This window comes from Bradyrhizobium sp. USDA 4506 (assembly GCF_054058795.1).
On the sequence record NZ_JBSSBM010000002.1, the window covers coordinates 1,097,276 to 1,122,505 of the forward strand.

The 25,230-nt window shown below is 62.9% G+C and carries 24 protein-coding genes and 1 pseudogene; 12 read left to right on the top strand and 13 right to left on the bottom strand.

Features of this window, described 5'->3' with window-relative positions:
* Positions 1 to 61 precede the first annotated feature (61 nt).
* Positions 62 to 1,165 carry a calcium/proton exchanger gene (cax, locus tag ACVIHF_RS07410; RefSeq protein ID WP_076833060.1) on the top strand — a complete coding sequence of 368 codons (1,104 nt, stop codon included), beginning with the start codon at positions 62 to 64 and terminating at the stop codon, positions 1,163 to 1,165.
* Positions 1,166 to 1,243: 78 nt separating this feature from the next.
* On the opposite strand, the gene ACVIHF_RS07415 is transcribed toward cax, so the two are convergent.
* Both ACVIHF_RS07415 and ACVIHF_RS07420 read right to left on the bottom strand, forming a co-directional pair.
* Entirely contained in the window at positions 1,244 to 1,477 is a 234-nt protein-coding gene (locus tag ACVIHF_RS07415) for a hypothetical protein (RefSeq protein WP_253609575.1), read from the bottom strand.
* A gap of 166 nt (positions 1,478 to 1,643) precedes the next feature.
* A complete protein-coding gene (locus ACVIHF_RS07420) occupies positions 1,644 to 2,090 on the bottom strand; it encodes a hypothetical protein (RefSeq protein WP_076833062.1) in 447 nt (148 codons plus the stop codon).
* Positions 2,091 to 2,104: 14 nt separating this feature from the next.
* Here ACVIHF_RS07420 and ACVIHF_RS07425 point away from each other — a divergent pair, with 14 nt between their 5' ends.
* Positions 2,105 to 2,596 carry a hypothetical protein gene (locus ACVIHF_RS07425; protein ID WP_253609574.1) on the top strand — a complete coding sequence of 164 codons (492 nt, stop codon included), beginning with the start codon at positions 2,105 to 2,107 and terminating at the stop codon, positions 2,594 to 2,596.
* Between the two features lie 254 nt (positions 2,597 to 2,850).
* Here ACVIHF_RS07425 and ACVIHF_RS07430 read toward each other — a convergent pair whose 3' ends face one another.
* Together ACVIHF_RS07430 and ACVIHF_RS07435 are read right to left on the bottom strand one after the other, a co-directional pair.
* A complete protein-coding gene (locus ACVIHF_RS07430) occupies positions 2,851 to 3,627 on the bottom strand; it encodes a hypothetical protein (RefSeq protein WP_253609573.1) in 777 nt (258 codons plus the stop codon).
* 152 nt (positions 3,628 to 3,779) lie between these two features.
* A complete protein-coding gene (locus ACVIHF_RS07435) occupies positions 3,780 to 4,832 on the bottom strand; it encodes an AraC family transcriptional regulator (protein WP_310880723.1) in 1,053 nt (350 codons plus the stop codon).
* Between the two features lie 205 nt (positions 4,833 to 5,037).
* Here ACVIHF_RS07435 and ACVIHF_RS07440 point away from each other — a divergent pair, with 205 nt between their 5' ends.
* From ACVIHF_RS07440 to ACVIHF_RS07465, 6 genes and pseudogenes are all read left to right on the top strand, one after another.
* Positions 5,038 to 5,424, top strand: coding sequence for a helix-turn-helix domain-containing protein (locus ACVIHF_RS07440; protein ID WP_253609571.1), 387 nt, complete (start codon positions 5,038 to 5,040; stop codon positions 5,422 to 5,424).
* A gap of 106 nt (positions 5,425 to 5,530) precedes the next feature.
* On the top strand, positions 5,531 to 6,199 hold the full coding sequence (locus tag ACVIHF_RS07445; RefSeq protein ID WP_253609570.1) for a hypothetical protein: 669 nt from the start codon (positions 5,531 to 5,533) through the stop codon (positions 6,197 to 6,199).
* Between the two features lie 106 nt (positions 6,200 to 6,305).
* Entirely contained in the window at positions 6,306 to 6,647 is a 342-nt protein-coding gene (locus tag ACVIHF_RS07450) for an HdeA/HdeB family chaperone (RefSeq protein WP_018270606.1), read from the top strand.
* 93 nt (positions 6,648 to 6,740) lie between these two features.
* A pseudogene (locus ACVIHF_RS07455) lies at positions 6,741 to 8,175 on the top strand (DUF1254 domain-containing protein).
* A gap of 212 nt (positions 8,176 to 8,387) precedes the next feature.
* Positions 8,388 to 9,389 (top strand): SphA family protein, encoded by a 1,002-nt coding sequence (locus ACVIHF_RS07460; protein WP_309144978.1) that lies wholly within the window; start codon positions 8,388 to 8,390, stop codon positions 9,387 to 9,389.
* Positions 9,390 to 9,522: 133 nt separating this feature from the next.
* Positions 9,523 to 10,032, top strand: a complete 510-nt coding sequence (locus ACVIHF_RS07465; RefSeq protein WP_253635991.1) for a DUF2721 domain-containing protein — start codon at positions 9,523 to 9,525, stop codon at positions 10,030 to 10,032.
* 26 nt (positions 10,033 to 10,058) lie between these two features.
* Here ACVIHF_RS07465 and ACVIHF_RS07470 read toward each other — a convergent pair whose 3' ends face one another.
* The 5 genes from ACVIHF_RS07470 to ACVIHF_RS07490 form a co-directional block, all read right to left on the bottom strand.
* A complete protein-coding gene (locus ACVIHF_RS07470) occupies positions 10,059 to 10,961 on the bottom strand; it encodes an alpha/beta fold hydrolase (RefSeq protein WP_253609568.1) in 903 nt (300 codons plus the stop codon).
* Between the two features lie 7 nt (positions 10,962 to 10,968).
* Positions 10,969 to 12,588 (bottom strand): GMC family oxidoreductase, encoded by a 1,620-nt coding sequence (locus ACVIHF_RS07475; protein WP_253609567.1) that lies wholly within the window; start codon positions 12,586 to 12,588, stop codon positions 10,969 to 10,971.
* 197 nt (positions 12,589 to 12,785) lie between these two features.
* Positions 12,786 to 14,093, bottom strand: a complete 1,308-nt coding sequence (locus ACVIHF_RS07480; protein WP_253609566.1) for an MFS transporter — start codon at positions 14,091 to 14,093, stop codon at positions 12,786 to 12,788.
* Between the two features lie 236 nt (positions 14,094 to 14,329).
* On the bottom strand, positions 14,330 to 14,782 hold the full coding sequence (locus tag ACVIHF_RS07485) for a MaoC family dehydratase (protein WP_253609565.1): 453 nt from the start codon (positions 14,780 to 14,782) through the stop codon (positions 14,330 to 14,332).
* A gap of 11 nt (positions 14,783 to 14,793) precedes the next feature.
* On the bottom strand, positions 14,794 to 15,285 hold the full coding sequence (locus tag ACVIHF_RS07490) for a MaoC family dehydratase (protein ID WP_253609564.1): 492 nt from the start codon (positions 15,283 to 15,285) through the stop codon (positions 14,794 to 14,796).
* A gap of 170 nt (positions 15,286 to 15,455) precedes the next feature.
* Between ACVIHF_RS07490 and ACVIHF_RS07495 the strand changes: the two genes are divergently transcribed.
* Both ACVIHF_RS07495 and ACVIHF_RS07500 read left to right on the top strand, forming a co-directional pair.
* Positions 15,456 to 16,226, top strand: coding sequence for an IclR family transcriptional regulator domain-containing protein (locus tag ACVIHF_RS07495; protein WP_253609563.1), 771 nt, complete (start codon positions 15,456 to 15,458; stop codon positions 16,224 to 16,226).
* A gap of 164 nt (positions 16,227 to 16,390) precedes the next feature.
* Positions 16,391 to 17,017 carry a pyridoxamine 5'-phosphate oxidase family protein gene (locus tag ACVIHF_RS07500; protein WP_253609562.1) on the top strand — a complete coding sequence of 209 codons (627 nt, stop codon included), beginning with the start codon at positions 16,391 to 16,393 and terminating at the stop codon, positions 17,015 to 17,017.
* Between the two features lie 43 nt (positions 17,018 to 17,060).
* Here ACVIHF_RS07500 and ACVIHF_RS07505 read toward each other — a convergent pair whose 3' ends face one another.
* Entirely contained in the window at positions 17,061 to 17,486 is a 426-nt protein-coding gene (locus ACVIHF_RS07505; protein ID WP_057015672.1) for a hypothetical protein, read from the bottom strand.
* 262 nt (positions 17,487 to 17,748) lie between these two features.
* Between ACVIHF_RS07505 and ACVIHF_RS07510 the strand changes: the two genes are divergently transcribed.
* Positions 17,749 to 18,921, top strand: coding sequence for a M20 aminoacylase family protein (locus ACVIHF_RS07510; RefSeq protein WP_057015671.1), 1,173 nt, complete (start codon positions 17,749 to 17,751; stop codon positions 18,919 to 18,921).
* Between the two features lie 3 nt (positions 18,922 to 18,924).
* Here the strand turns inward: ACVIHF_RS07510 and ACVIHF_RS07515 are convergent, their stop codons facing one another.
* On the bottom strand, positions 18,925 to 20,106 hold the full coding sequence (locus ACVIHF_RS07515; protein ID WP_253609561.1) for a cytochrome P450: 1,182 nt from the start codon (positions 20,104 to 20,106) through the stop codon (positions 18,925 to 18,927).
* A 138-nt stretch (positions 20,107 to 20,244) separates the two neighbouring features.
* On the opposite strand from ACVIHF_RS07515, the gene ACVIHF_RS07520 reads away from it, so the two are divergent.
* Entirely contained in the window at positions 20,245 to 21,153 is a 909-nt protein-coding gene (locus tag ACVIHF_RS07520) for a LysR family transcriptional regulator (RefSeq protein ID WP_456791877.1), read from the top strand.
* Between the two features lie 91 nt (positions 21,154 to 21,244).
* Here the strand turns inward: ACVIHF_RS07520 and ACVIHF_RS07525 are convergent, their stop codons facing one another.
* Together ACVIHF_RS07525 and ACVIHF_RS07530 are read right to left on the bottom strand one after the other, a co-directional pair.
* Positions 21,245 to 22,867 (bottom strand): inorganic phosphate transporter, encoded by a 1,623-nt coding sequence (locus ACVIHF_RS07525; RefSeq protein WP_057015669.1) that lies wholly within the window; start codon positions 22,865 to 22,867, stop codon positions 21,245 to 21,247.
* Positions 22,868 to 23,406: 539 nt separating this feature from the next.
* On the bottom strand, positions 23,407 to 24,855 hold the full coding sequence (locus tag ACVIHF_RS07530) for a UdgX family uracil-DNA binding protein (protein WP_456791878.1): 1,449 nt from the start codon (positions 24,853 to 24,855) through the stop codon (positions 23,407 to 23,409).
* Between the last annotated feature and the right edge of the window lie 375 nt (positions 24,856 to 25,230).

Sequence of the window (25,230 nt, forward strand, 5' to 3'; positions counted from 1 at the left end):
AGCGCGGGCGGTCCATGGTGTTCAGAAATTGCTGTCCAACTCCCACCGACCGGGCGGTCCCATGCACCTTCTGCTCAAGGAAATTCGTCACAATCCATTATTCTGGATGCTTGTCTTCGTGCCGATTGTGCTGGTGGTCGAGACGGCAGCTCCGTCCGCCCACACAGCACTGTTTGTGCTCGCCGTGCTGGCCATCGTGCCGTTGGCTGCCCTTCTCAGCCACGCGACGGAAAGCGTCGCGGAGAAAACGGGCGACGCAATCGGAGGCTTGCTCAACGCAACCCTGGGCAATCTGACCGAGCTGATTATCGCGATCGCTGCGCTGCATGCCGGCGAATACATGCTGGTGAAGGCATCGATCGCTGGTGCCATCGTCACCAATTCACTCTTCATGCTCGGCGCATCGTTCCTGCTCGGGGGGCTCCGCCATCACGTTCAGGAATATAACCGGGCCGGCGGGAGGATGTACGCAGCGCTGCTGCTGATGGCCACGATTGCGTTGCTTGCGCCCTCGGCTGTTGCCGACCTCGATCCGGCGCGCGGCGAGGCCATGGCGCTGGCTCTCAGTACGGGCCTCGCTGTGCTGCTGATATGCGCCTATGGGCTCGGCTTGCTGTTCTCGCTCAAGACACACAAGGAGCTGTTCGCAAGCGAGGAGCATGGCGAAACCGGCGGCGCCGGCTGGCCGATCGGACTTGCGTTAGGCACCCTTCTCGTCGTCACGGTGCTGGTTGCACTGGTCAGCGAAATATTCGTTAGCTCGGTGCAGAAAGCGGGCGAGACGCTGGGATTGAGCCCGGCGTTCGTCGGTTTCATCATCGTCGCGCTGGTCGGCGCCGCGGCAGAAATGGCGGTCGCGTTTTCTGCGGCGCGCAAGAACCGTCTCGATATGAGCGTCAGCATCGCGCTCGGCAGCGCGTCTCAAATCGCCTTGTTTGTCGCGCCGGCGCTGGTGCTTCTGAGCTACGTCGTCGGTCCGAAGCCGATGGATTTGCAGTTCTGGCCGGGCGCCGTGACGATGGTCATGATCGCCTCCGTGACGTCCTGCTTCATCACCAACAGCGGACGGTCGGCATGGTTTATCGGCGCCTTGCTCGTGCTCATCTATGTGATTTTCGCCATGACCCTGTACATGGTGCCACCTGGATCGCACGGCCCGGTTTGATCAACGGCGAGCGTTGCCGGCACCAATCCGGACGAGGGCGCGTGTTCTTCGTCGCGTTCACGCGGACCCCTGATGGCTTTAGAGCGGTAGCTCGCTCTGACCGCGCGTCCAGTCGATGATGTCGATCTGGAGCCCCCGTTTCAGAATCTCGGCCTCAAGATTGCTGGCATGCCGCTTCCATTCGGCCGTCGACCGGACCCGGAATTTTGGATCTTCACCGTTTGCCTCGAACTCATCGTCGGCTTCGAGCGCGCCGCGAACAGCCTCGTACATCATCTTAAGGCTCGCGTCGGTGAAGGCGTTGTACTCCATCGAGCCGTCTCCTTGGAAAAGCAAAATTCAAGGGACCGCCACGATGGCGATCATGGCGTCTCTTTGCGATCGATCCATTCAAAATGGACATGCCGATGCCTGAACGAAGCTCGACAGCGAGCCGGTGCGGTGCAACCGCATGTCCATCCATTGCAGCTCAGCCGGATCAATACTGCGGGCAGACCATTTGCCCGTATTCATTGTAGTAGCAGCTTTGGTTGCCGTAGTAGCCATAGGCGCCATACGCGCCGGCTGCGGCTGCAGCGCCGACGGCGGCAGCACCATAACCCCAGCCCGGCCGATAGTAGCCTCTGCCGTAGCCGGGATAGCCGGCGACCGGGCGGCCAGGGCGCCCTGCAATCGGTCGACCGGGATAGCCCGGACGCCCTGCAATCGGTCGGCCACCTGGACGGCCGGCAACGCGATATCCTCCACCGTGAACTCTTCCGCCGCCTACATGCATGCCACCGCCACGCATCCCGCCGCCGTGAAAGCCGCCTCCGCCGCCGCGGAAGCCGCCGCCTCCTCCGCGACGGGCATAGGCGTCATCAGGAATCAGGCAGACAGCGACGAGAACCAGAGCCGCCAGAGCGGCGAGGATGCAACGAAGCATGGCGTGTCCTCCCTATGGGACAATTTGCGAACGGCGACACTGCGACAATTTCGCCTCGCGAGATTGACGTAGATCAACGGAATGCAGCAGGGCGCGCATTCCAAAAGGGTCAGGCAGCTGTCATCAACCCCAGGCACAATCTGTACTCTGCTGCCGAAGCATCTTGCCTGGAATGCGAACGTGAGTTCCATGGCATTTGCTTTTCGCCTCAGTCAGGCGACAGCCATCGTTTCATTGCCGAGTTCACCTGGTGTTTTTACCTCCTGCAGAACGCAGCCAAGAGGATCAACGTGCGCAAAGCGGATGTGACGTGCGCGTGCTGTGGCGCAGGTTTCCGGCGGTTGGAGCTATGGTCCGAACCTGGCACCAAAGGTGAGTATCGCTGTCCCGTTTGCGACTACTTGCTCGAGGCCTTCGATGGCACCAACCTGATCGCCTATCGGCTGACGATCCAGCCGGTGCGCGCGCCGGTCTCCTCGGCGAAGCTGTTCGACGATCAACAATAGCCGGACGATTGGTTGCCGCGAGCGCGCTTCGGTTTCTGAGGTAACGGCTGACGCCATGACTGTTTGGCCGTGTCACTGCACCGATTGGCGCAGCATCCCGGCGCGCCGATGGCCGACCCGGTGATGGCCGCAGAGGACGCAGTCAAAGTGACCGGAGCAGAACTACCTGTCGTAGGAGCACGGTCGGGGGCGGGTCGCTCGCACCCTCGTCGGATGGTCTCGGTGCTTGCTTGCTCGGGCGGCCGGGGCGCCGGCTAGTTCTTGACGGCATACAGAGGCGTTCTGAACGTCAGTTGATAGGCCGGTTTCGGCACCCACATGATTTCGGCTGTGACGCCAAACAGTCGGTTGTCATTATCGTCCACGCGGTCGAGATCGAACCGCACGATCGGTTGCGCAAAGGGCTGAATCGATGCGAGGTTCAGAAGCTGCGCGCCCTCGAAGGATTGCACGCCCACGCGGCCGGTAAATTTCCAATTGTTCGGCCATTGATAGTAGCCGCCGACATAGGCAATCGTGTTGGGGTTGATCCTTCCCAGCGCACCGTCGACGTCGGTTCGCGTGTATTGGAAACCGCTGAGGAAGCCTCTGGTCTCATCGGAATCGAGCGCATAGTCAAATTCGAGAATGTGGTTGAAGGAGGTTGTGCTCAGTGGACCATCGGGAATCGACTTTGTGATAGTCGACTGCAGCGTCACGGTAGGAAAGGTTCCACCGTTCTGCTCGTAAAGGTCGGCCTGGAAGCCGATGTTCCAGCTTGTGATTTGAAGGGACGAAAAGCCGGAGCTTCCAAAGCTCGTCGAACTTCCGGAGACGCCGGCATAGAGCGAGGCGCTCTCGGTGACATCGACCGTCAGCGGAAAATCCATATTGAGGGATTTCGCTGCTGGCAGGCCGACCGGAGATGCCGCGCCGCCTGATGTCGCAAGCGTCTGCGTATTGAACAGCGTCGGATGGCCAAAGCCGAACGCGAGCGATCCTGCCGGAACCTGTGCGTAGATCGTCCTGAGGTCGAGATAGATCGTCGGCACCGAAGCATTGGCAAGGCCATCATCGTTTGCGGCAAAGGCCTGCGCAACCGGGACGGCGATGAGCAGCGCGCACAATGCCGCGCTCAAGATCGATCCGGGAGCCAGGAGCCCCGCGTTGTTACGTGGCGGCGCGTTCAAGGCGAGAACCTTCCCTAGGCGCGGCGATTGCCATTGGATCGGGAGGCAGGCCGATCGATCGTGGCTTGTCCGTTCCTCGACCTCTGCCGAAACTCCCGTGGGGTGCAGCCGGAAATCCGGCGGAAAGCCCGCGTGAAGTGGGCAGGGTCGGCATAGCCCGACGAGAATGCAACGTCGATGATCTTGATTTCTGTGCTGCCCAGAAGCTTGGCCGCATTGTTGAAGCGAGCCTGCTCAAGCAGACCCGAGTATGTCAGACCAGCGAGCGAAAGCCTCCGCTGCAGACTCCTGGTGCTCACGCCCATCATCTCGGCGGCCTGCATGATCGTGAGGCCTCCTTGATCAAGGTAGGAGGGCAAGCTTAGCTTCAGTGCGCTGACGACGTCCTTTCCGAATGACTGCGGCTCGTGATCGGCGGGCGTCGGCCGAACGTCGCTTGCGGGATTTGCAAGACTGAGGAGTTCTACCGGCACTTCGATCCATGACGCCTTTTGACCCGACATGAAGCGCGTGTTCGGCCAATGCGACTGGACCTCCGGGCTCGGCGTGTAGAGTGCTTCAAACGCAATCACTCTCGGAGACCAACTGATCCCGGCGAACTGACGGACGATGTGCAGGACGAATATGTTCTGAAGCCACTGGGATATCTCAAGATGGGAAATGCCCTCCGTTCCAATAAGCTTGCTGCAAATCTTCAAATTCTCGCCGCTTGGCTCGAGCCATAGTTGGAGGATCGTATCTTCGCACGGCGCCCACCGGCATATTTGCTGCAGGGCAACCAGAAGCGTTGGCGCATGGCGCACCCGCGCCCGCATGGCTTCGCTCAAATGTTCGAACGACAGTCGTTGGGCTGCGCGAAAGGCAATTTCCGATAGGCCCTGCTTTTGCTGAGCGGCCGTCGCGAACCGAACCGCCGGCAGCAAAGGCACGTAATGATCCGCTTTTTCTTCAAAGGACGTCGGGAGTTGAAATTTGGCGAGAAGTGCTGCCGTCGAGCCGCCTATTTCAGAATGGAGCTCAGCGAACGGGATCAGAAATTGACAACGGGTCAATGGAATGACGGTCATTACTACCTACCCAAGAAGTTTTGCCGCGATCGCAGCTTAGCAGGCCGGAACTCGTCTTGCGTTGTCTTTATCGCGCAACCAGCTGCGACGAATTCCGATTGGCGAAAGTTTTGGCGGCTGATGGCCAGATCGGTGGGCGAAGCTGCATTATCTTGAAGCGTCGTTTCTCCTGCAGGAGCACGGGCTTCACGCCTCAAACCAACCGATGAGAGCTGTCCGATTGCCTTCAGCCCAGGCGGTCCGCGCAGTCATTGTCGCGTCGCTGCGACACGGTGACGCAACTCTTGATAGCACCGCTCACGCCCTCAAGATCAGCTCGCGCACGTTGCAGCGACACCTTGGTCGCCTGGGCACCAGCCACAGCGAAATGCTCGCGGAAGTTCGCTTGAACATCGCTTGCCGCTTGCTCGCAGACTCAAGCAAGCGGCTGTCGGAAATCGCGAAATTCGTCGGCTATAGCAACGCCAGCAGCTTCAGCCGCAGGTTCGTGCGTTTGATGAAAATCCAACCTATCGTTTACAGGCAGCGGCAACTTGCCGATCGGCAGGGCCAAGCGGGCCATCGCAAGAGATCCCACACCGCTGGGCCATGACAATTCCGATCATTGGCGCGAAATGGCAAGACGCGCGATTTGAATTGGCGCGAAATGCTTAGCGAAGCTGATTGCCGAGATTGCGCTCCCCAAAGGAATAACAAACATGACCCTTCGCTCAGCTCTGTTGGTATTTTGCGTCGCCGGATTGATTGCCGCTCCCCATAAGGTGCTTTCCCAAACTGCACCCGAGAACAAACCACACGTACCGCTCGAGAAGTCGATAGGTCAGGCAAAGCCGGAAGTCGTGCCATCGCTCTTCGTTCTCAACTCGCGCGGTGCGAGCTTGAAGGACGGGAAGCTTGTGCTGACGGGGGTTTCACCGAATGCGATCGTGTTCGCCGATCGGCCCGTGAGGGCAGCCGGTCATGATCTCACATCGCGCATTGTCGAGGATTGGGGCAATGGCAGTGACAATTTCGCGAAAGACCCTCCAAACGCCACGGTGTCCGGGTTCAGGAAAGACGGATCATCGGTAACGGACGCCGTCGTCGTCCTGAAATCGCCCAAGCTCGAAGGCGACAGGCTGACTTTCGATGTCGATATGCTCGAAGGCGACCTTGCGGGGGCTGATGGACCGGCGTCGATCTTTATCGACATCATCGGTCGTCCGTTCACGCCGCTGTCTTTTGCCGGCGTTGCCCGCCGCACCGCCTGGCGAGGTGCTTACTACCGCGGCGCTGCAGTCGCGGGTGCGGCCGCACTTGGAGCTGCGGCAGCCTATCCGTACTACGCCCCCCGATGCGGATACTATCCTTATCCGCCTTGTTACTGAGCAACGCGACCGTCGCGTCGAAGCCGCTGGGCCGACAGGTGGAAGATCGGCCGCGATCTAAGCCGGGCACGCGAGCTCACAGGAGAGCATCATGAGACGAACCGCTATGATCGCAGCATCGCTGATCGTCGCCGGCATTCAGTCGGCGCACGCGCAGACAGACCTCAGCGCCTACGCCAACGCCGAAGGCTATCTGGACGTTCAGAAGCTGACCTGCGCGCAACTCGCCGGAACATGGCAGGGAGACGCCGATCTTCTCACTGCCTGGTACAGCGGTTGGTACAACGGGCTTGCGCGCAAGCACTACCTCGACATCAAGAAGTCCCGCGAGGCCGAGCACGAAGTGATTCAACATTGCAAGGCTCATCCTGACCAGCTCATCATCGAAGCCATCGCAGTGGTCTTCAAGGATATGAGAGCGGCGCTCGGGATCAGGATGCAGCCCTGACCCGCGGGCTAGGACACCTTTTACGGCGGGCCGACAGTCGGAGCAGCCTGACGATTGTTTGAAGATCATTCGATTTGCAAAGGAGAGAAAACAATGGAGATCACGCGTCGCAATCTTGCGCTCGGCGGAATGGGGCTGCTCACCGGAGCGGCGATAGGTCGACCAGCCGTCGCCGAGGAGGGAGCTTTCCTGGGTGTCGGTCAGGGCTTGGAAGACTTCTGGCTCGCGAGCGACGCCTACATATTCGGCTATCCGTTGGTGACGATGGAGATGACGCGGAGGATCATCACCAACGTCGCGGAGCCCGTGGGCACGCGCGGGCCGATGGGCCATATCATCAAGCTGCGCCAATATCCGGACGCGTCGTTCCGTGATGTCACTGCGCCCAACGCGGACACGCTCTACACCACGTCCTTCTTCGACGTCGGGAAAGAACCGTGGGTCCTCAGCATCCCGGACATGAAGGGGCGCTATTTCCTGATGCCCATGCTTGATGGCTGGACGACGGTGTTCCAGGTGCCGGGAAAGCGCACCACCGGCACCGGTGCACAAACCTATGCCATCACCGGGCCCGGCTGGAAGGGCACGCTGCCGGACGGCGTGAAGGAGTACAAATCGCCCACCAATATCGTGTGGCTGCTCGGCCGCATCTATTGCACCGGAACGCCGGAGGACTACGCCGCCGTCCACAAGCTGCAGGATGAGTGCAAGCTCGTTCCGCTCAGTGCTTACGGCAAGCCGTACACACCGCCTCCAGGAAAGGTCGATCCTTCGATCGACATGAAGACGGCCGTCCGCGAACAGGTCAATCGCATGGACGCGGTGTCGTATTTCAAGCTGCTATGCGAGCTCATGAAAAGCAACCCGCCGAACGCGGCAGACGCGGCCCAGCTCGCCAAATTTGCCCGCATCGGCATCGTACCCGGGCGGGACTTTGACGAGACCAAGCTGAAGGCGGACTTCCTGAAGCGTGTCCCCGAGGTGTCATTCGACAGGATCATGCTTCAGTTCAAGGTCAACAAGGCCATCACGGATGAGAATGGCTTTGCGTTCACGACGAAAACCGGCATCTAGCGGGACGGACTACCTGATGCGGGCCCTGGTAACCGCGATCGGACTCGGCGCCAACCGCCCGCAGGATGCGGTCTATCCGACCTCGCAAAAGGATGCGGATGAGCGCAAGTACAATGGTGCGAACAAGTACGTCATGCGGTTTCCCAAAGGCCACTTGCCTCCGGTCGAGGGATTCTGGTCGCTCACGATGTACGACAGCAGCTACTTCTTCGTGAACAATCCGCTCAACCGATATTCGATCAGTGCGCGGGAAAATCTGAAGGAAAATCCGGACGGCTCGACCGATCTCTACATTCAGAAGGACTCGCCCGGCAAAGACAAGGAATCGAACTGGCTTCCTGCGCCCGAGGGAGATTTCATACTCATGCTGCGGATGTATTGGCCGCAGGAAACCGACCCTTCGATCATCAACGGCACTTGGACGATTCCGGCCGCCAAGAAGATCGGGGCCTGAGAAACTGGATTCATGCCGGCTCCAACCGGGCCGGCATGAATCAATGTGCTACAATTTGCGCGGGCGAATCGTGCGCCTGAGCGAGCCGTACAGGTCGTTCCGCACCGCACCAAAGGGGGCGTGACATGCGGCTTCGCGGTCTTTCGATGAGGCGGCGACCAAACGGGCGAGGCAAGACACTCAGGGATGTCGGCATCGCCATGATACTGGTCATGGCGTCAGTTTCATCTGAGGCCGCGCGTGCCGACGAGGCCGGCGTCTCATATTGGCTTCCCGGCCGCTTCGGCAGCCTCGCTGCGACCCCGCAGGTCCCTGGCTGGTCGATGGCGGAGGTCTACTATCACACCAGCGTAAGTGCATTCGGCAATGCCGCGGCCGCCAGGGAGATCCAGGTTGGCAGAATCCCCGCCGCGGCTAACGTCAACCTAAACCTGCATCTCAACGCGCAGGCGGATCTCATCCTTCTCAATCCCACTTATACGTTCGCAACGCCGGTGCTGGGTGGCCAACTTGCCATCGGCGTGACCGGGCTGTTCGGACGGTCGAGCGCGGATCTTGCGGGGACGCTGACGGCGGCCGTCGGTCCGCTGGCGACAACCCGCACCGGCAGCTTCGGCGATTCGATCACATCGGTCGGCGACCTCTACCCGCAGGCGACGCTGAAGTGGAACGCCGGGGTGCACAATTTCATGAGCTATGTAACGGGAGACATCCCGGTCGGAGCATACAGCCCGAGCAGCCTTGCCAATCTCGGCATCGGTCACGCGGCCATCGATGCCGGCGGCGGCTACACCTACTTTAACCAGCAGGCGGGCCACGAATTTTCCGCGGTCGCGGGCTTCACCTACAATTTCAAGAATCCGGATACCCAGTACCAGAGCGGGGTCGACTTCCATCTGGATTGGGGCGCCTCCCAATTCCTGTCAAAGCAGGTTTTCGTTGGCCTGGTTGGATATGCCTATCAGCAGGTCACCGACGATTTCGGCCAGCACCCTGTCCTGGGAGGCTTCCGGTCCCGCGTGCTTGGCGTTGGTCCGCAGATCGGCTTCCTGTTTCCCGTAGGCGACATGCAGGGTTATCTGAATCTCAAAGGGTATGGAGAATTTGCAGCAGAGAATCGCCCGGCCGGCTGGAATACCTGGTTGACGTTCTCGATCTCTCCGATGGCGCCGACCAGCACCGTGACGCCGACCCGACGGGTCGTGACAAAATAGCAGCGCTGCTGGCGCCTTCGATTGTGCCGAGATCACGCCACTATAGGCCGCAACCGTGCCGGTGGCGACGCCCGCCGTTCGGACGCCGCCCGGCAATTTTCGCCGACGCCGGTTCGATACGCGGGCGTCGTGATTGTCAGGCCGCAGGGCCCAAGTTGCCAATGCTCGGCCGGTTGATTTCGGCCGCGTTAACCCGAAAGTGGAGTCAATGTTACCGGATACGCCGTCGGTCAGTCAGCTCTCTCAAGTGATTTCTCAAGCGGCTGCGCCCGCATTTCTGCTTGGCGCATTGGCGGCCTTTATCGCGGTGCTGATTTCCCGCCTGAACCGGATCATCGACAGATCGATTTACCTGAACCAAATTTCGGATCAGGATCAGGCGAGATGCCGGCTCAAGGCAGACCTGCCGCGTCTTGCTCGGCGCGCCACCATGATCAATCGCGCGATCTTCTGGTCCATCATGGGAAGCATTTCGATCAGCGTTGTCATCGTCGTCGGCTTTGTGAGTGCGTTCCTTCACATCCAGCACGAGCGGGGCGTTGCCATTCTCTTCATTGTTGCCGTTGTGGCTTTCATCGTGTCGTTGGTCGATTTCGCGCGAGAGGTCCGAATTGCCCTGAGCGAGTTCGATCACTACGGCTAGACGCAACGCATTGATACGTGCACGCCTTAACGCGCACGCGCGGCAAATGTCGTGAGCGCTGCCACCATCAACTCCGGCGCTTCCTGCGCGACGCAATGTCCGACACCGTCGAAGGTCCAGCGGCTTGCATGCGGGATCAGCGCCGCGGCGCGGTCGGCCATTTCCTTGTAGATCGGCCATGACTGCTCGGCGGTCGCGATGCAGACCGGGCAGGCGATCTCGGAGAACCACGGGAACGGATTGCCGCGGCCATCGCCGGTGTAGATCTGCTCCATGGCCTGGAAGATCGGCCCTAGCAGGGCCGACTCGATTTCCGGCGTACAAAGCAGCCGCATGCGGCCGTCGTCGAGCCGCGCAAAGCCGTGATGGACATAGGCCCACAGCGACCGTTCGGTCCATGGTGCGAAGGCCGGCGCGGCGCGCAGCCGCTGGAACAGATCGTCGGCGCTGTCGAACTCGGCCCGGCGGCGCAGCACGCCCTGCACCGAGCCGTTCGCGATGTCGCTGAGGTCTCCGGCGCGCGGCGCGCGCGGATCCATCGCGGTCGGCTCCGTGACATGCAGGCGCGCGAAGCGACCGGGCATCAGTCTGGCTGCGAGCAGCAGGTCGGTTGCGCCGGCACTGTGACCGATGGCGTAGATGTCATGGAGGTCGAGGCGCTCCACCACCATGCGGACGTCTTCGGCAAAATCCTGGAAGTGATAGCGATCGGCCGGCGGCTTGTGGCTCAAGCCATGGCCGCGGCGGTCGAGCGCGTAGACCGTGTAATCGGCCGCCAGCGCCTCTGCGACCTCGGTCCACACCTCCGCGACAAAGCCTGTACCGTGCAGCAGCAGCGCCGGCGGCTTGTCCGAGGCCGGCTCGCCCCATTGCGCCACCGCAACCTGTGCACCGGCATCTCCAACCAGGAAGCGCTTCGGGGCGTTCATCGTCTCTCTATCGCGCATCCTGCAGGATCATCGCGGCCGCCTTCTCGGCGATCATCGCCGTCGGCGTGTTGGTGTTGCCCGAGGTGATGGTCGGCATCACGGAGGCATCCGCGATGCGCAGGCCATGCAGGCCGTAGAAGCGCAGCCGCTCGTCGACCACGGCCATCGGATCATTGGCGGTTCCCATCTTCGCGGTGCCGACGGGGTGGAAGATCGTGGTGCCGATGTCGCCGGCAGCCTTGGCAAGCGAAGCATCGTCGTCGCCGACCGAGGGGCCGGGCAGGAATTCCTCGGGATGATATTTCTCCAACGCCTTCTGCTTCATCAGCTTGCGCGTGGTGCGGATTGCGTCGGCCGCGACCTGGCGGTCGTCGTCGGTCGACAGATAATTCGGCGCGATCGACGGCTTGTCGTCGGGAACGGACGATTTGATGCGCACGGTGCCGCGCGAGCTCGGCTGCAGATTACAGGCGCTCACCGTGATCGCGGGGAAGCGATGCAAGGGATCGCCGAACTTGTCGAGTGACAGCGGCTGCACGTGGAACTGGATGTTGGCGCGCGCGCGCGTCGCGTCCGAGCGCGTGAAGATGCCGAGCTGTGACGGCGCCATGGTCAGGGGACCGCGGCGGCGAAATGCGTAGTCGAGGCCCATCAGGCCGCGGCGAACCAGATTGTAATAGGTCTCGTTCAGCGTGCGCACGCCGGAGACCTTGTAGATCGCGCGCTGCTGCAGATGGTCCTGCAGATTATGGCCGATGCCCTGCACGTCGAGCACGATGTCGATGCCGAGCGGCGACAGCCATTCGGACGGACCGATGCCGGAGCGCTGCAGCACCTGCGTGGTTCCGATCGAGCCGGCGCAGAGGATTACCTCACCCCTGGCGCGCGCCTCCACCACCTCATTGCCCTGGCGGAACAGTACGCCGGCAGCGCGGCCGCTCTCGATGATCAGGCGATCGACCAGCACGTCGGTTTCGAGCCTGAGATTGCTGCGGTTCAGCACCGGCTTGAGGAAGCCGCGCGCCGACGACCAGCGCCGGCCGCGCTTCTGGTTGACGTGGAAGTAGCTGGTGCCCTCATTGTCGCCGGTGTTGAAATCCGGGATGCGTTTGATGCCCATCTCCTCGGCGGCATCGCCGACCGCGTCGAGGATCTGCCACGACAGCCGCGGCGCCTCGATGCGCCAGCCGCCGCCGACACCATGATGCTCGCTTTCACCGAGGAAATGATCCTCCAGCCGCCTGAACGCCGGCAGCACGTCGCTGTAGCTCCAGCCGGTGAGGCCGAGCTGCCGCCAGTGGTCGTAATCCGCGGCCTGGCCGCGCATCGAGATCATGGCGTTGATGGCGGAGGATCCGCCGATCACCTTGCCGCGCGGGTAGGCGAGCGCGCGGCCGTTGAGGCCGGGCTCGGCCTCGGTCTTGAACATCCAGTCCGATCGCGGATTGCCGATCGCGAAGAGATAGCCGACCGGGATATGAAACCAGATCCAGTTGTCCTTGCCGCCGGCTTCCAGCAGCAGCACGCGCTTCTTCGGATCGGCCGACAGGCGGTTGGCCATGATGCAGCCCGCCGTGCCTGCGCCGACGATAATGTAGTCGAAATCACCCTCGAGCCTTCGCGGCATGTCCTCTTTCCCGGCAAGCGTCTTTTGTTGGGCCCCTTCTATAGCGTTTTCGAGCGAAGTGGAGCCCGGTTCGCGTGAAGAAAACGCGTCAATACAAGAAAATAGAACTCGGTACTGACAGAGTCAGGACCGAGTTCTATCCAGACGCGGCCGGTCGAGACAAGCCCGGCAGTGGATGCCGGGCGTGCGCTGGATGATCAGGGGCGGCTCGGTTCGGCCAGTGTGACCTCATGTCTCGCGCGGGGAACACAGACGATCAGCGTCAGCATGCCGATGCCGAGCACGGCGCCGACGAGGGCGAGCGGTGCGTAGATGCTCCCGGTTGCGGCAGTCATCCAGCCAATCAGGGCAGGGCAGACCGCGCCGCCGAACGAGCCGATCGCTGAGATCAGCGCGATGCCGCCGGCCGCGGCGCTGCCCTCCAGCATCGCGTTCGGAATCGTCCAGAACAGCGACAGGATCGCGAAGATGCCGATCGAGGCGACGGCGAGCAGCGTCACGGTCAGGAGCACGCTGTCTTGCGCGGCTTGCAAGGCGATGAAGCAGGCCGCCGCGACGAGGCCGCAGCAGACCACGTGCCAGCGCCGTTCCCGTGTGCGGTCGGAACTGTAGCCGATCGCCACCATGCCGAGCGCGGATGCAACCGAGATCGCGCCGCTCAGCCAGCCGATCTCGGTGGTGGTCGCCACGCCGACGCGTTTCAGCAGCGTCGGCGTCCACAACAGGATGGTGTTGAGCGAGCAGAAGAACGCGAAGTAGATGAAGGAGAGCAGATAGACGCGCGGCTCGCGCAGCGCCGCCGCGAAGCTCCGCGTGGTGCCGGGAACAGCGGCGCGGTCGCGGGCGAGGTCGCTTGCGACCTGCCGCCGCTCGTCGGCGCTCAGCCAGCTCGCGACCTGCGGTCCGTCGGCGAGGTAGAAATAGGCGGCGATGCCGAGCAGCACGGCCGGGCCGCCTTCGAGGATGAACAGCCACTGCCAGCCATGTAGGCCATGGACGCCCTGCATGTGATCCATGATCAGGCCCGACAAGGGACCCGCGATGACGCCGCCGAGCGGCACCGCCATCACGAACAGGCTCGTCATGCGGCCGCGCACGCGATCCGGGAACCACAGCGTCAGATAATACAGGATGCCGGGGAAGAAGCCGCCCTCGGCGGCGCCGAGCAGGAAGCGTAGCAGATAGAGGTGATACTGGTTCTGCACCAGCGCGAGCAGCACGGTGACTGCGCCCCACAGTACCATGATCCGCAGCAGCGTCTTGCGGACACCGACCTTGACCAGCAGGAGATTGCTCGGCACTTCGAGCGCGACATAGCCGACCGAGAAGATGCCGGCGGCAAGCCCGAACACCGCGTCGTCGATCTGCAGGTCGTGCAGGAACTGCAGCTTGGCAAAGCCGATGTTGAAGCGGTCGATAATCGCAACCGTGTAGCACGCCAGCAGGAACGGGATCAGGCGCCAGGCGATCCGTCCATAGAGCCGCGAATGGGCCGCATCCTGCATGAAAGTCTCCTCGAAATGATTATTTGATTGTTTGTTGGTGCCGCGACGGCGGTAGGCTCCCTCGCCCCGTTCTTACGGGGAGAGGGTTGGGGTGAGGGGCCGTCTCCCATAGACGGTGACAGCAACCCTCGCGGAGGCTCCCCCTCACCCGGAATGCATCTAGCGATGCATTCCGACCTCTCCCCGCAGGCGGGGCGAGGTAAGTCGAGCCCGTTGCTCCGATCGAGTGCGCGCGGCTAGCCCGCCTTCGCGTTCGGCGGAAACTCCAGCATCGCTTCGCCGGCCGCGACCGTCTCGCCGCGCTGGTTCTGTACGGCGACGTCGACCAGCACCCAGCGTGACTTCGCGGTCGTTTGCTTGGCTTTGATGGTGCCGGCCGGGCGGATGGTGTCGCCGGGCTTCACCGGCTTCAGCCAGCGCGTTTCGAGCCTGCGATGGATCGCGCCGGCCGGAAGCGCCCAGTCGGTCAACATGCGCGAGATCAGGCCGAAATTGTTCATGCCGTGCATGATGATGCCGCCGAAATTGGTCTTGCCGAAATCGCCCTTCATGTAGTTGTCGTCGAGATGCAGCGGGTTGTAGTCGAGCGACGCATCGCAGAACAGGCGGATCGATTCGCGCGAAACCGCGAATGCCGGGCCGTCGATGGTGTCGCCGGCCTTGAGAGATTCGAAATTCGCCGGGGTCATGATGATCCTCCTTACATCGGACGGATGGTCTGGCCGCGACCCGAGCAGATCACGTCGCCATGCTGGTTGAAGAAGACGTTGTCGTGCACCACGAACAGCCGCTCGCGCTTGATGAACTTGTCGAGTGCGCGAGCCTGCAGGGTGATGGTGTCGCCGGGGCGGGCCGGGATGCTGTAGCTCCACGACTGTCCGGCATTGACGGTGCCCGGTGAGCGCATCCAGTCGTCGGCCGGCGTGCAGGCGAACATCAAGAGGATATGGATCGCGGGCGGCGCGATCAGCCCGCCATAGGGCCCGGCCTTCGCAGCTGCTTCGTCAAGATAGAGCGGATTGGTCTCGCCGACTGCGCGGCAGTACAGCGCGATCGCTTCCTGCGTGAGCTTGTAGGGCAGCGTCTTGCGCGGCTCGCCGGGGACGATGTCGTCCCACACCTTGCGCAGCTTCGCGTCTTTCCAGAAATCGGTTTCGAACGGGGTGGCCGCAGAACTTTCTGCTTGCGTCATCGTGCATCCTCCTGCTACTGAGTTCGCCAGGCGAACAATTAATTCGCTGTATGAATTGACGCTAGCGTGGTCGGGAGCCCCTGACAAGCGCGCAGAGCCGCGTCATGTGCAGGCAGCCATGCGGGCTGCGATGTCGTGAGCGCGATGACGGAACCAGCTGGGCGCCCGCCATGAGCAAAGAGAGTGACGGCTTCGTGCGCGCGATTGCGCGCGGCTTCTCGATCATCGAGGCACTCGGCAAGCCGCCGGGGCGGCACACGCTGGCGGAGGCCGCCGATACTGCCGGCCTCAACCGCGCCACCGCGCGGCGTATCCTCGCGACCCTTGTCGCGCTGAAATATTGCGCGTCCGACGGACGCTATTTCAGCCTGCGGCCGCGCGCGCTCGGGCTCGGCCTGTCCTATCTCAACGCGCTGCCATACTGGGGTCATGCGCAGCGCGCGCTGGAAAATCTGCGCAACGAGATCGGCGAGTCCTGCGCGATGGCGGTGCTCGACGAGGATGAGATCGTCTATGCGCTGCGCCTGCCGGCGCGGCGGATCCTCTCGGCCAATCTCGGCGTCGGCAGCCGGCTGCCCGCGCATCTGGTGTCGCTCGGTCGCGTCATGCTCGCGGCGCTGCCGCCCGGCACCCGCGAGGTTTATCTCGCGACCGGGGGCTTCAGGCAGGTCACGCCGCGCACGGTCACCGATCCGGAGCGTCTCGGCGAGTTGCTCGCGCGCGTCGAGAGCGACGGCTATGCCTGGGTCGATGGCGAGCTCGATCCGGCGATCTGCGGCATCGCGGTGCCGTTGCGCGATCCCGCGGGCGCGGTGGTCGCCGCGCTCAGCGTCAACACGATCTCGGGAACGGTGAGCGAAGCCGGCGCGCGCAAGAAGTTCCTGCTGCCGCTGCGCCGCACCGCGCAGGAGATCCGCAGCCAGATGCTGACATCAGGGTAGGGGACGGCCGTTATCGACGCCTTTTCACCCGCTCCGGACCTGGATGGCTTTCCACGCCCATGCCGAATGAATAGTCTTTCGCCTTGCTGGCCGGGTGAACTGCCAAGGAAAATCGCGGCCACGTCAAAGTGCAGATCGATTGCTCAACTTGCCGGAGGATTGCCGTGGCCGACCCAGTCCGCGCCCCTTTCTATCACGACGGAATGCGTGAGTTGCAGGACCGCTTCGACGGTCGGCGTGTCGCCGACGGCCTCGAGAAGCATCGCCTCCACTTCGAGTTCTGGGAACAGGACCGCAAGCTCATCGAGGAGACACGCTTCTTTTTCATCGCGACCAGCTATCAGGACAACGTCGATTGCTCGATGCGTTCCGGCGATCCCGGCTTCGTGAAGATCACCGGGCCTGATACGCTTGAATTCCCTGAGTACGACGGCAACAACATGTACCGCACGCTCGGCAATATTCAGCGCAACCCGAACGTCGGATTGTTGTTTGTACGGCTCGACGGCAAGACGTTTCGCACGCGCATCCGAGGCAAGGCAACGATCCACGACAGCGCCGAAGTGCTTGCCGGGCATCATGGCGCGAAGGTCGTCGTGCGCGTCAAATGCGAGATCTTTCCAAATTGCCCGCGCTACGTTCCGGACCTGATGGGCGCCTCAGCGGACGTACCGGCGAATCTGTACGTGCCTCGGCCCGGGTACGAGCCGCCCGCCCCGGAATGGAAAAGCCGGGATTATCTCAAGGACGTGCTTTCGAAGTACGATCCGCATCGGAAACGTGACGCATAGCGGACAGCCGGGAACCGCATCCGGACGAGCGAGCAAACCGCGATCAGGGCAGCGGCGCCATGTAGGGAATGCTGCCGACCAGAGCGAACACCTGCACCGCGTTGCACAGCATGCCGCCCCAATGCAGCTGGCGCAGCCGCCGCACCGCGGTGGGATCACCCGAGTCTCGCGCGTCCGCCTCAGCATCGAGCCGCCGCAAGAACCATCGGCGCGCCAGCACCGCGAACGCCGCGATCAAGGCGATGCCAAGCGCAACGGCGAACCGGCCGGCCGTGGCAAAGGCGAGCGTGCCGATCACGCCCGAAACAGTGAGCACCAGGAAGTAGGCATTGAACATGCCACGCAGCAGCCGTGTGACCGGCGGGACGTCGAGCTTCACAAGCAGGAACGCCGGCGCCGCCAGCAGGAAGTATCCCATCGGCACCAGCAGGATGATGGTGGAAAACAGGACCGCTTGATCCGGCGTCATGCAGCCGCTCCGTGTTGGAAGGCGGGAGGATTTCGGTGCGGGAAACCTGGGGTAGTATCCGTGCGGGATATGTGCCGCACTATTAGGCTTTGGTCGGATGCGATGATATCAGACCTGAGGTCTGCGCAAAGTCCAGCGAGGGACGGCCCGCATCCCGATTGCGAATGCAGGCTCCAGCCGCGAGCATGCCACATCTGTTTGGGTGGACCGGCTCTTGCATGCTAGAGATGACTTACGTCCAACCTCTGAGGCCAGAATTCTCATGCCCATCGTGAACCGCGTCGCCGATCTGCAACCCGATATCCAGGCCTGGCGCCGCGACATCCATGAAAACCCCGAGCTGCTCTACGATGTGCACCGCACTGCATCATTCGTCGCCGACCGGTTGCGCGAGTTCGGTTGCGACGAGGTCGCGACCGGGCTCGGCAAGACCGGCGTGGTCGGGGTCATCAAGGGCAAGAAGGGGCCGGCGAAGGGCGACGTCAAGGTGATCGGCCTGCGCGCCGACATGGATGCGCTGCCGATTCACGAACAGACCAATTTGCCCTACGCCTCGAAGACGCCGGGCAAGATGCACGCCTGCGGCCATGACGGCCACACCGCGATGCTGCTGGGGGCGGCGCGCTATCTGGCCGAGACGCGCAATTTCGCCGGCGAGGCGGTCGTGATCTTCCAGCCGGCCGAGGAGGGCGGGGCCGGAGCAGCCGCGATGATCAAGGACGGCCTGATGGATCGCTTCGGCATCGAGCAGGTCTACGGCATGCACAACGGTCCGGGGATTCCGATCGGCTCGTTCGCGATCCGCACCGGCCCGATCATGGCCGCGACCGATGCGATCGACATCAAGATCGAAGGGCTCGGCGGTCACGCCGCGCGTCCGCACAAATGCATCGATTCCGTGCTGGTCGGCGCGCAGCTCGTCACCGCCTTGCAGCAGATCGTCGCGCGCACCGTCGATCCGCTCGACTCCGCCGTGATCTCGATGTGCGAATTCCACGCCGGCAACGCCCGCAACGTGATCCCGCAGACCGCGGAGCTGCGCGGCACCGTGCGCACGCTGACCCGCGAGGTGCGCGACCTCATCGAGAAGCGCGTGCGCGAGGTGGTCGATGGCGTTGCGAAGATGACCGGCGCGAAGATCGATCTCACCTATGAGCGCGGCTACCCGGTCACCGTCAACCATGAGGCGCAGACCGAATTCGCGAGCCGCATCGCGCGCGAGGTCGCGGGCGCGTCCAACGTGCACGAGATGCCGCCGCTGATGGGCGCCGAGGATTTTTCCTACATGCTGGAAGCGCGGCCCGGCGCCTTCATCTTCTGCGGCAACGGCGACAGCGCCGGCCTGCATCACCCCGCCTACAATTTCAACGACGAGGCGATCGTCTTCGGCACGTCGTATTTCGTGAAGATCGTGGAAAACGCGCTGGCGGCGTGAGGTTCACGCATCCCATCTGACCGGCAGCGTCACCGGACCGCGGAACACCCAGCCGCGCACGACCGGCGGCGCCTCCGCGCGGAGGCGCAGATTGCGCAGGCGCGCGAACAGCATCGGCGCCACGATCTTGCCGACGGTGAGCCGCGACACCCAGGTGCCGGCGCAGAAATGCGGTCCGGCGCCGAATGCCAGATGCGATTGCTTGGGCCGCGTCACGTCGAAGCGATCGGGCTCGGCGAAGCGGCTGCCGTCGCGGTTCGCCGCGCCGACGCAGAGGCCGATCTGAAGGTCTTGCGGCAGCGTGGTGCCGGAGAGATCGACGTCGCGGGTGACGCGGCGCGGATACATGCCGATCGGCGAGATCCAGCGCACCGCTTCCTCGAGCGCGGCCGGCCATAGCTCCGGCTTCGCCAGCACGCCGTCCTTCTGTGCCGGGTTTTCCAGTAGGCCGAGCACAAGCGTCAGGATCGCATCGCGCGGCTCGTTCAGGCCGCCGCCGATGATCACCTTGATGTTGGCGCGAATGCCCTCGATCGGCATCGACGGATCGGCATTGACCATCGAGGACAGGATCGAAGGATTCGGCTGGCTGCGGTGATCGTCGAACACCGCGTCGATCGCGGCATCGACATCGGCGCTCGCCTGCATTGCCTTGCGCTCGATCTCGGCGTCGGCGGCGTAATTGCCCGCGCCGTCGATCAGCGCCTGCGACCACTCGGCGAGGGTCTGCCACGGCATCGCGCGAAAGCCGATCATCGCCATCAGGCTGAGCGAGGCCATCGGCGCGGCAAGGGCGGAGAACAGATCGGCCTCTTCGGTCGCCAACAGATCATCGATCAGCTTTTCTGCGATCGCGGTGAATTTCGGTGCCCAATGCTCCTTGATCGTGGCCGGGCGGAACGAGGGCTCGATCGCCTTGCGGCCGATCGCGTGTTCAGCGCCGTCCTTGCGCATGAAGGTCGGCCCCATCACCTTGTTGACCAGCGAGGCCGGATTGTCGGCCGAGTAGGTCGCGGGATCGCGCTCGATCCGCATGATGTCGTCGAAGCGCGTCACCAGTGTCAGCTTCGCGGGCGCGACGAAGACCGCCGGCGCGATCTCGCGCAGGCGGCGGAAGATCGGATACGGGTCGTCGAGCAGATCCTGATACGCGATATCGGTGACGACAGGCACGGCGCTGGTCATTGGTCCTCCCGGAAGCGCTTTTTCGCCAAAGCTAGCTCCAGGCGCGCGATCGCTCAATTCGATGGGATCGATCTGGCTCATCGAAATATTCTATGACCTTGTGCTAGGCTGGCCGCCAGTAATGCAGGGAGGTGCAGCGTGGTGGCCAATTCCTCGATCGATCCGATCGACATCGGGACTCTGCGGACCCTCGTGCTGGTCTATGACCTGCAGTCGTTCTCCGCGGCGGCCAAGCGGCTCGACGTCAACCAGTCCACCATCAGCTATGCGATCGAGCGACTGCGCGGTGCGCTGCATGACCCGCTGTTCGTTCGCAGCGGCAATGGCGTGACGGCGACCGAACGCTGTGCGGCGCTGGTTACCTGGGCGCGGGACATGATCGGCGAGATCGACGGGCTTGCATCACCGGCGGAGTTCGATCCGGCGACGGCGCAGGGAAGCGTGACGATCTCCTGCAACTATCACGAACGCCAGACCCTGATCCCGCAATTCAGCACGCGGCTGCGTGCCGGCGCGCCGCGGGTCCGTCTCGTCCTGCTCGATGCCGCGGGCCACGGCGACGTCCATCTCAAGCAGAACCAGTGCGACATCGTGCTCGGTCCGGTCGGGATCGTCGGCGAGAGCTTCTTCCGGCGCCATATCCTCACCGACCACTATGTCTGCGTGATGGATCGGGCCAATCCGCTGGCGCGCGGCCGGATCGCGCTGTCGGCCTATGCCAGGGCCGAGCATGTCTTCATCACCCACAGCGGCGAGTGGCAGCCGCTCTATCTCGAGGCGCTGAAGGTGAGGGAAATCGAGATCGAGCCGGTGGTCAGCCTTCCGAACCACGACAGTCTGGAGCGCATCATCACCGGCACCAGGCTCGTCGCGACCATCCCGCATCATCTGGCGCGGGCGATGCGCGGCGGCCTCCATGTCGCTGCGCTGCCGTTCCGCGTGCCGATCTCGATCGACATGTACTGGGGCGCCCGGACGGCCAAATCCGGCTTGCACAAATGGGCGCGCGGCCTGCTGGCCGAGGTTGCGAAGGCCTGCGCCGCCTGAGCGAGGAGCCGGGCTGCAGGTCCAAAGCAAAAGGCCCGCACCGGAGTGCGGGCCTTTGTCCGGCGCGTTGCTGCGCCGAAAGCGTGGGGCGTCAGAACAGGTGGTAGAACACGTAGTAGAGAACGCCCGAGATGATCATCGCGGCCGGCAGCGTCAGCACCCAGGCCATCGCGATGTTGCGGATCGTGGCCCATTGCAGGCCGGAGCCGTTGGCGGCCATGGTGCCGGCGATGCCTGACGACAGCACGTGCGTGGTCGAGACCGGCAGGCCGTAGCCGTCGGCCGCCGCGATCGTCGCGGCCGCCGTGATCTCGGCGCAGGCGCCCTGCGCGTAGGTCAGGTGGGTCTTGCCGATCTTCTCGCCGACGGTGACGACGATACGCTTCCAGCCGACCATGGTGCCGAGGCCGAGCGCGATGGCGACGGCGAACTTCACCCAGCTCGGGATGAACTTCGTCGCGGCATCGAGCGAGCCCTTGTACTGGTTCAGCGTGGCGATGTCGGCAGCGGTCAGCTCGGCTTCCTTGTCCTTCATCAGGAAACGGATCGCCTCGGACGCCAGGTACATGTCGTTACGGGTGTTGCCGACCGCGTCAGCCGGGAACTTGGCCAGCGATCCATACTGGGCAACCTGCTGGCCGATGTCGCGCACCAGCACCGCAAGCGACGGAAAGGTGCCTTCGTTGATCTGGTGCTGCGCGACATAGTTGGTCACGGCCGGGCGCGGATTGCCGATCACGTTGTAACCGGCGGCCTTGCCTTCGATGACCTTGCTGGCCGCGGTCGAGTGCGCCGTGAACAGCTCGATCTGGCTCGAGGGCATTGCGCGGTTCAGCGCATAGGCGGTCGGAACCGTGCCGATCAGGATCAGCATGATCAGGCCCATGCCCTTCTGACCGTCGTTGGAGCCGTGGAAGAAGCTGACCAGCGTGCAGGTCAGGATCAGGATGCCGCGGATCCACCACGGGGGCGGCTGGTCGCCGACCGGTTCGCCGAACAGCGCCGGGGTCGCGCGCTGCAGCGCGATCTTGAGGAGGTAGAGCAGGCCGGCGGCGAGCGCGAAGCCGAACAGCGGCGACAGCAGCAGCGCCTTCGCGATGTTGGTCGCCTGCGACCAGTCGACGCCCGAGGTGCCGTCACGGCCGCGCAGCAGCGCGTTGGTGATGCCGACGCCCATGATCGAACCGATCAGGGTGTGCGAGCTCGAGGCCGGCAGGCCGAGCCACCAGGTGCCGAGATTCCAGATGATGGCGGCGATCAAGAGCGCGAACACCATGGCAAAGCCGGCACTGCTGCCGACCTGCAGGATCAGTTCGACCGGAAGCAGCGAGACGATGCCGAACGCGACGGCGCCGCTGGAGAGCAGCACGCCGATCAGGTTGAACATGCCCGACCACACCACGGCGACATGCGCCGGCAGCGAGCGGGTGTAGATCACGGTGGCGACCGCGTTCGCGGTGTCATGGAAGCCGTTGACGAATTCGAAGCCGAGCGCGATCAGCAGCGCGACGAACAGCAGGATATACGGCAGGAACGAGGTGATGCGCGTGCCGGTGGCGTCGACATCGGCATAGATGCTGTAGGCAACGAACAGCAGCGCGGCCGCGACCACGCCCAAATAGATAACCCCGGTGAGAGGATGAAAGCCCTTGTCGAGGTCCGGACCCTTTTTCAGGGCGGGCTCGATCGAGCCGGGTAACGCCATATCGCTCATGGTAAACTCCTGTCCCAATGCTCCCGATTTTGATCGATGCATATGACAAGCAATTGAAATCCGGCCCCGCGAGATGCACCGGTTTGCGGTGACGGTGGACATCGAGCCGAATTTTTGTGCAACGCATTGAGCGCGCACGTGGCTTCGCGGCCTCGTGGCAATCGTCAGCAAAAAGGGATCGCGGATCGCGACGGAAAGCTGTGGCCTGCGTTTCGCAGGGCGAGACAATGTGCGGAGGACGTCACACCGGCATCCGGCCGGCCGGGCAGCCGGAGAATTCGGCGGGCGCCTGCGAGTGGGAGGATCGCGAATGAGGGAGGCGGATTGATGAGAGATGAGGTGGCGCGCCGCACGATCGGGGCTAGCAAACCGCGCAGCGCGCCCGCCTCAGGGTACGTCATGGCGTGAACATGACGCCCGATACCTGCGGAACATGCTACCCTACCACGGATCAATTAAAGGTTGTAGGTATTTGTCCGCGGCTTAGAACAATTTCTCGTTGCGATGTGGTTCCTCAGGTTCCGCTGGTTTTACGGAACTCAAGCTGCATCGACTGATCTGCGCAACTGATGTGCGGCGATTTTCAGGTCGTCGATAAAGCGCTGATATTCCAGCGCCTTGGCTTTTTCATCCGGCAGCCGCAACAGATAGGACGGGTGCACAGTGACGAGCACCTTGGTTCCGTCGTGGTCGATCAGATGGCCGCGGTTCTTGTTGATCGGCGTGATCTTGCCGAGCACGCTCTGCGCCGCGGTGGCGCCGAGCGCCATCACGAGGTCCGGCTTGATGGTGGCGAGCTCGCGCTCATACCACTGGCGGCAGGCGCGGATCTCCGGTGTGCTCGGCTTCTGGTGCAGCCGGATCTTGCCCCGCGGCACGAATTTGAAGTGCTTCACTGCATTGGTGATATAGACCTTGCGGCGATCGATGCCGGCTTCCTGCAGCGCGCGATCGAGCATCTGGCCGGCCGGTCCGACGAAGGGGTGGCCTGCGAGATCTTCCTTGTCGCCGGGCTGCTCGCCGACCAGCATCAGCGTTGCGCTCTGTGGTCCCTCGCCGAACACGGTCTGGGTTGCGTCTTTCCACAGCGGGCAGGCGCGGCAATCGGCGGCCTCCTCGCGCAAGGCCGCAATCGTGTCGTGAGCTTGCCTGTCTTGAACCTGCTTGCCTTGAACTTGCTTGCGGGACATCGGCGTATCCTGCCGCTTCTGCGGCTCGGCCGCCTTGCGTGCGATGAAGGGGCCGCTGGTCATGCGCATTGCGTCTTCGATCAGAGGCTTAATGATCGAGTCCTCGGGCAGGTTCCTCCAATAGGCTTGCGGCATCTCCATCACTTTCAGCCGTGCGGGATTGAAGCGGCCGTTGTCGTGACGCCGCCAGGCCTCCTCGAGCCGGTCCTCGGTCGGCACTTCGGATTTGGCGACGCCCGGCGTGATCGAGATCGCGTGCCCGTCCCAATGTGCGCAGACGTCGGGGGTCAGGATCGACCACGGCATGTCGGCGAAACGGCCGGCGAAGAACGGCGCGGCAAGCTCGACGATGTGATGCTCCGGCTCGAACCATGCGACGTAATGCGCCGTCCGTTCGCGGCCGATCTCGCGGAAGCGCAGATGCGCATGCATCCTGTCGATATCGACATAGACCGCGCGCGCCATCGCGTGGACCTCGGCGACATCGGGATCATCGGTCGCACTGAGAAGATCGTGATGGCTGCGCAGCCGCCACAGCAGGCGATAGAGCAGGGCGAAGCGTTCGTCACTGCGATGCAGGATCGCGGCCTTTGCGAGCTCGACGAATTTGGCCGACACATTGAACCGCGCCTGCGGCGTATCCGGCAATTCATTCACGCAGGATGCCGACGACAATTCGTCGTCGCTGCGTACGGTCCATGTGATCTCTGCGGGCTTCACATCGTTCAGCGCCAATCGCCGCGCGGCCTTGCGCCAGCCCTCGAAATCGGTGTCGTTGTCGAGCACGATGATGCGCATGCGATTGCTCCGTTTCCGTCACGCGCCATTTTCGGGGCCTGCGTGGCTGACACTGCGGAAGATCAGGGCTCGTCCGGTTCGGCGGCTGCTGAATCCCATTGATTCCACTCATGAATCGATGAGTTCACCAATCCGATTGACTCCGCGGGCCCTGTTAGCTTTATATTAGAACATACCATGAACAAATGAGCCAGTCCCTGGTTCTCTGTTCAGACCAGTGACGGCCTCAAATTTTGGTTGGAAGGAGCGGCGCATATGCCGGAGCGCGATCAGCAAAAGTGGTCGCCGGTTTTGCGTCCGATCGCGCTCCTCTTTTTTAAGAAAGGCGCATGATCTTGTCGCCAAACCGCTCACACTTTGGCGGATCATGCGCCG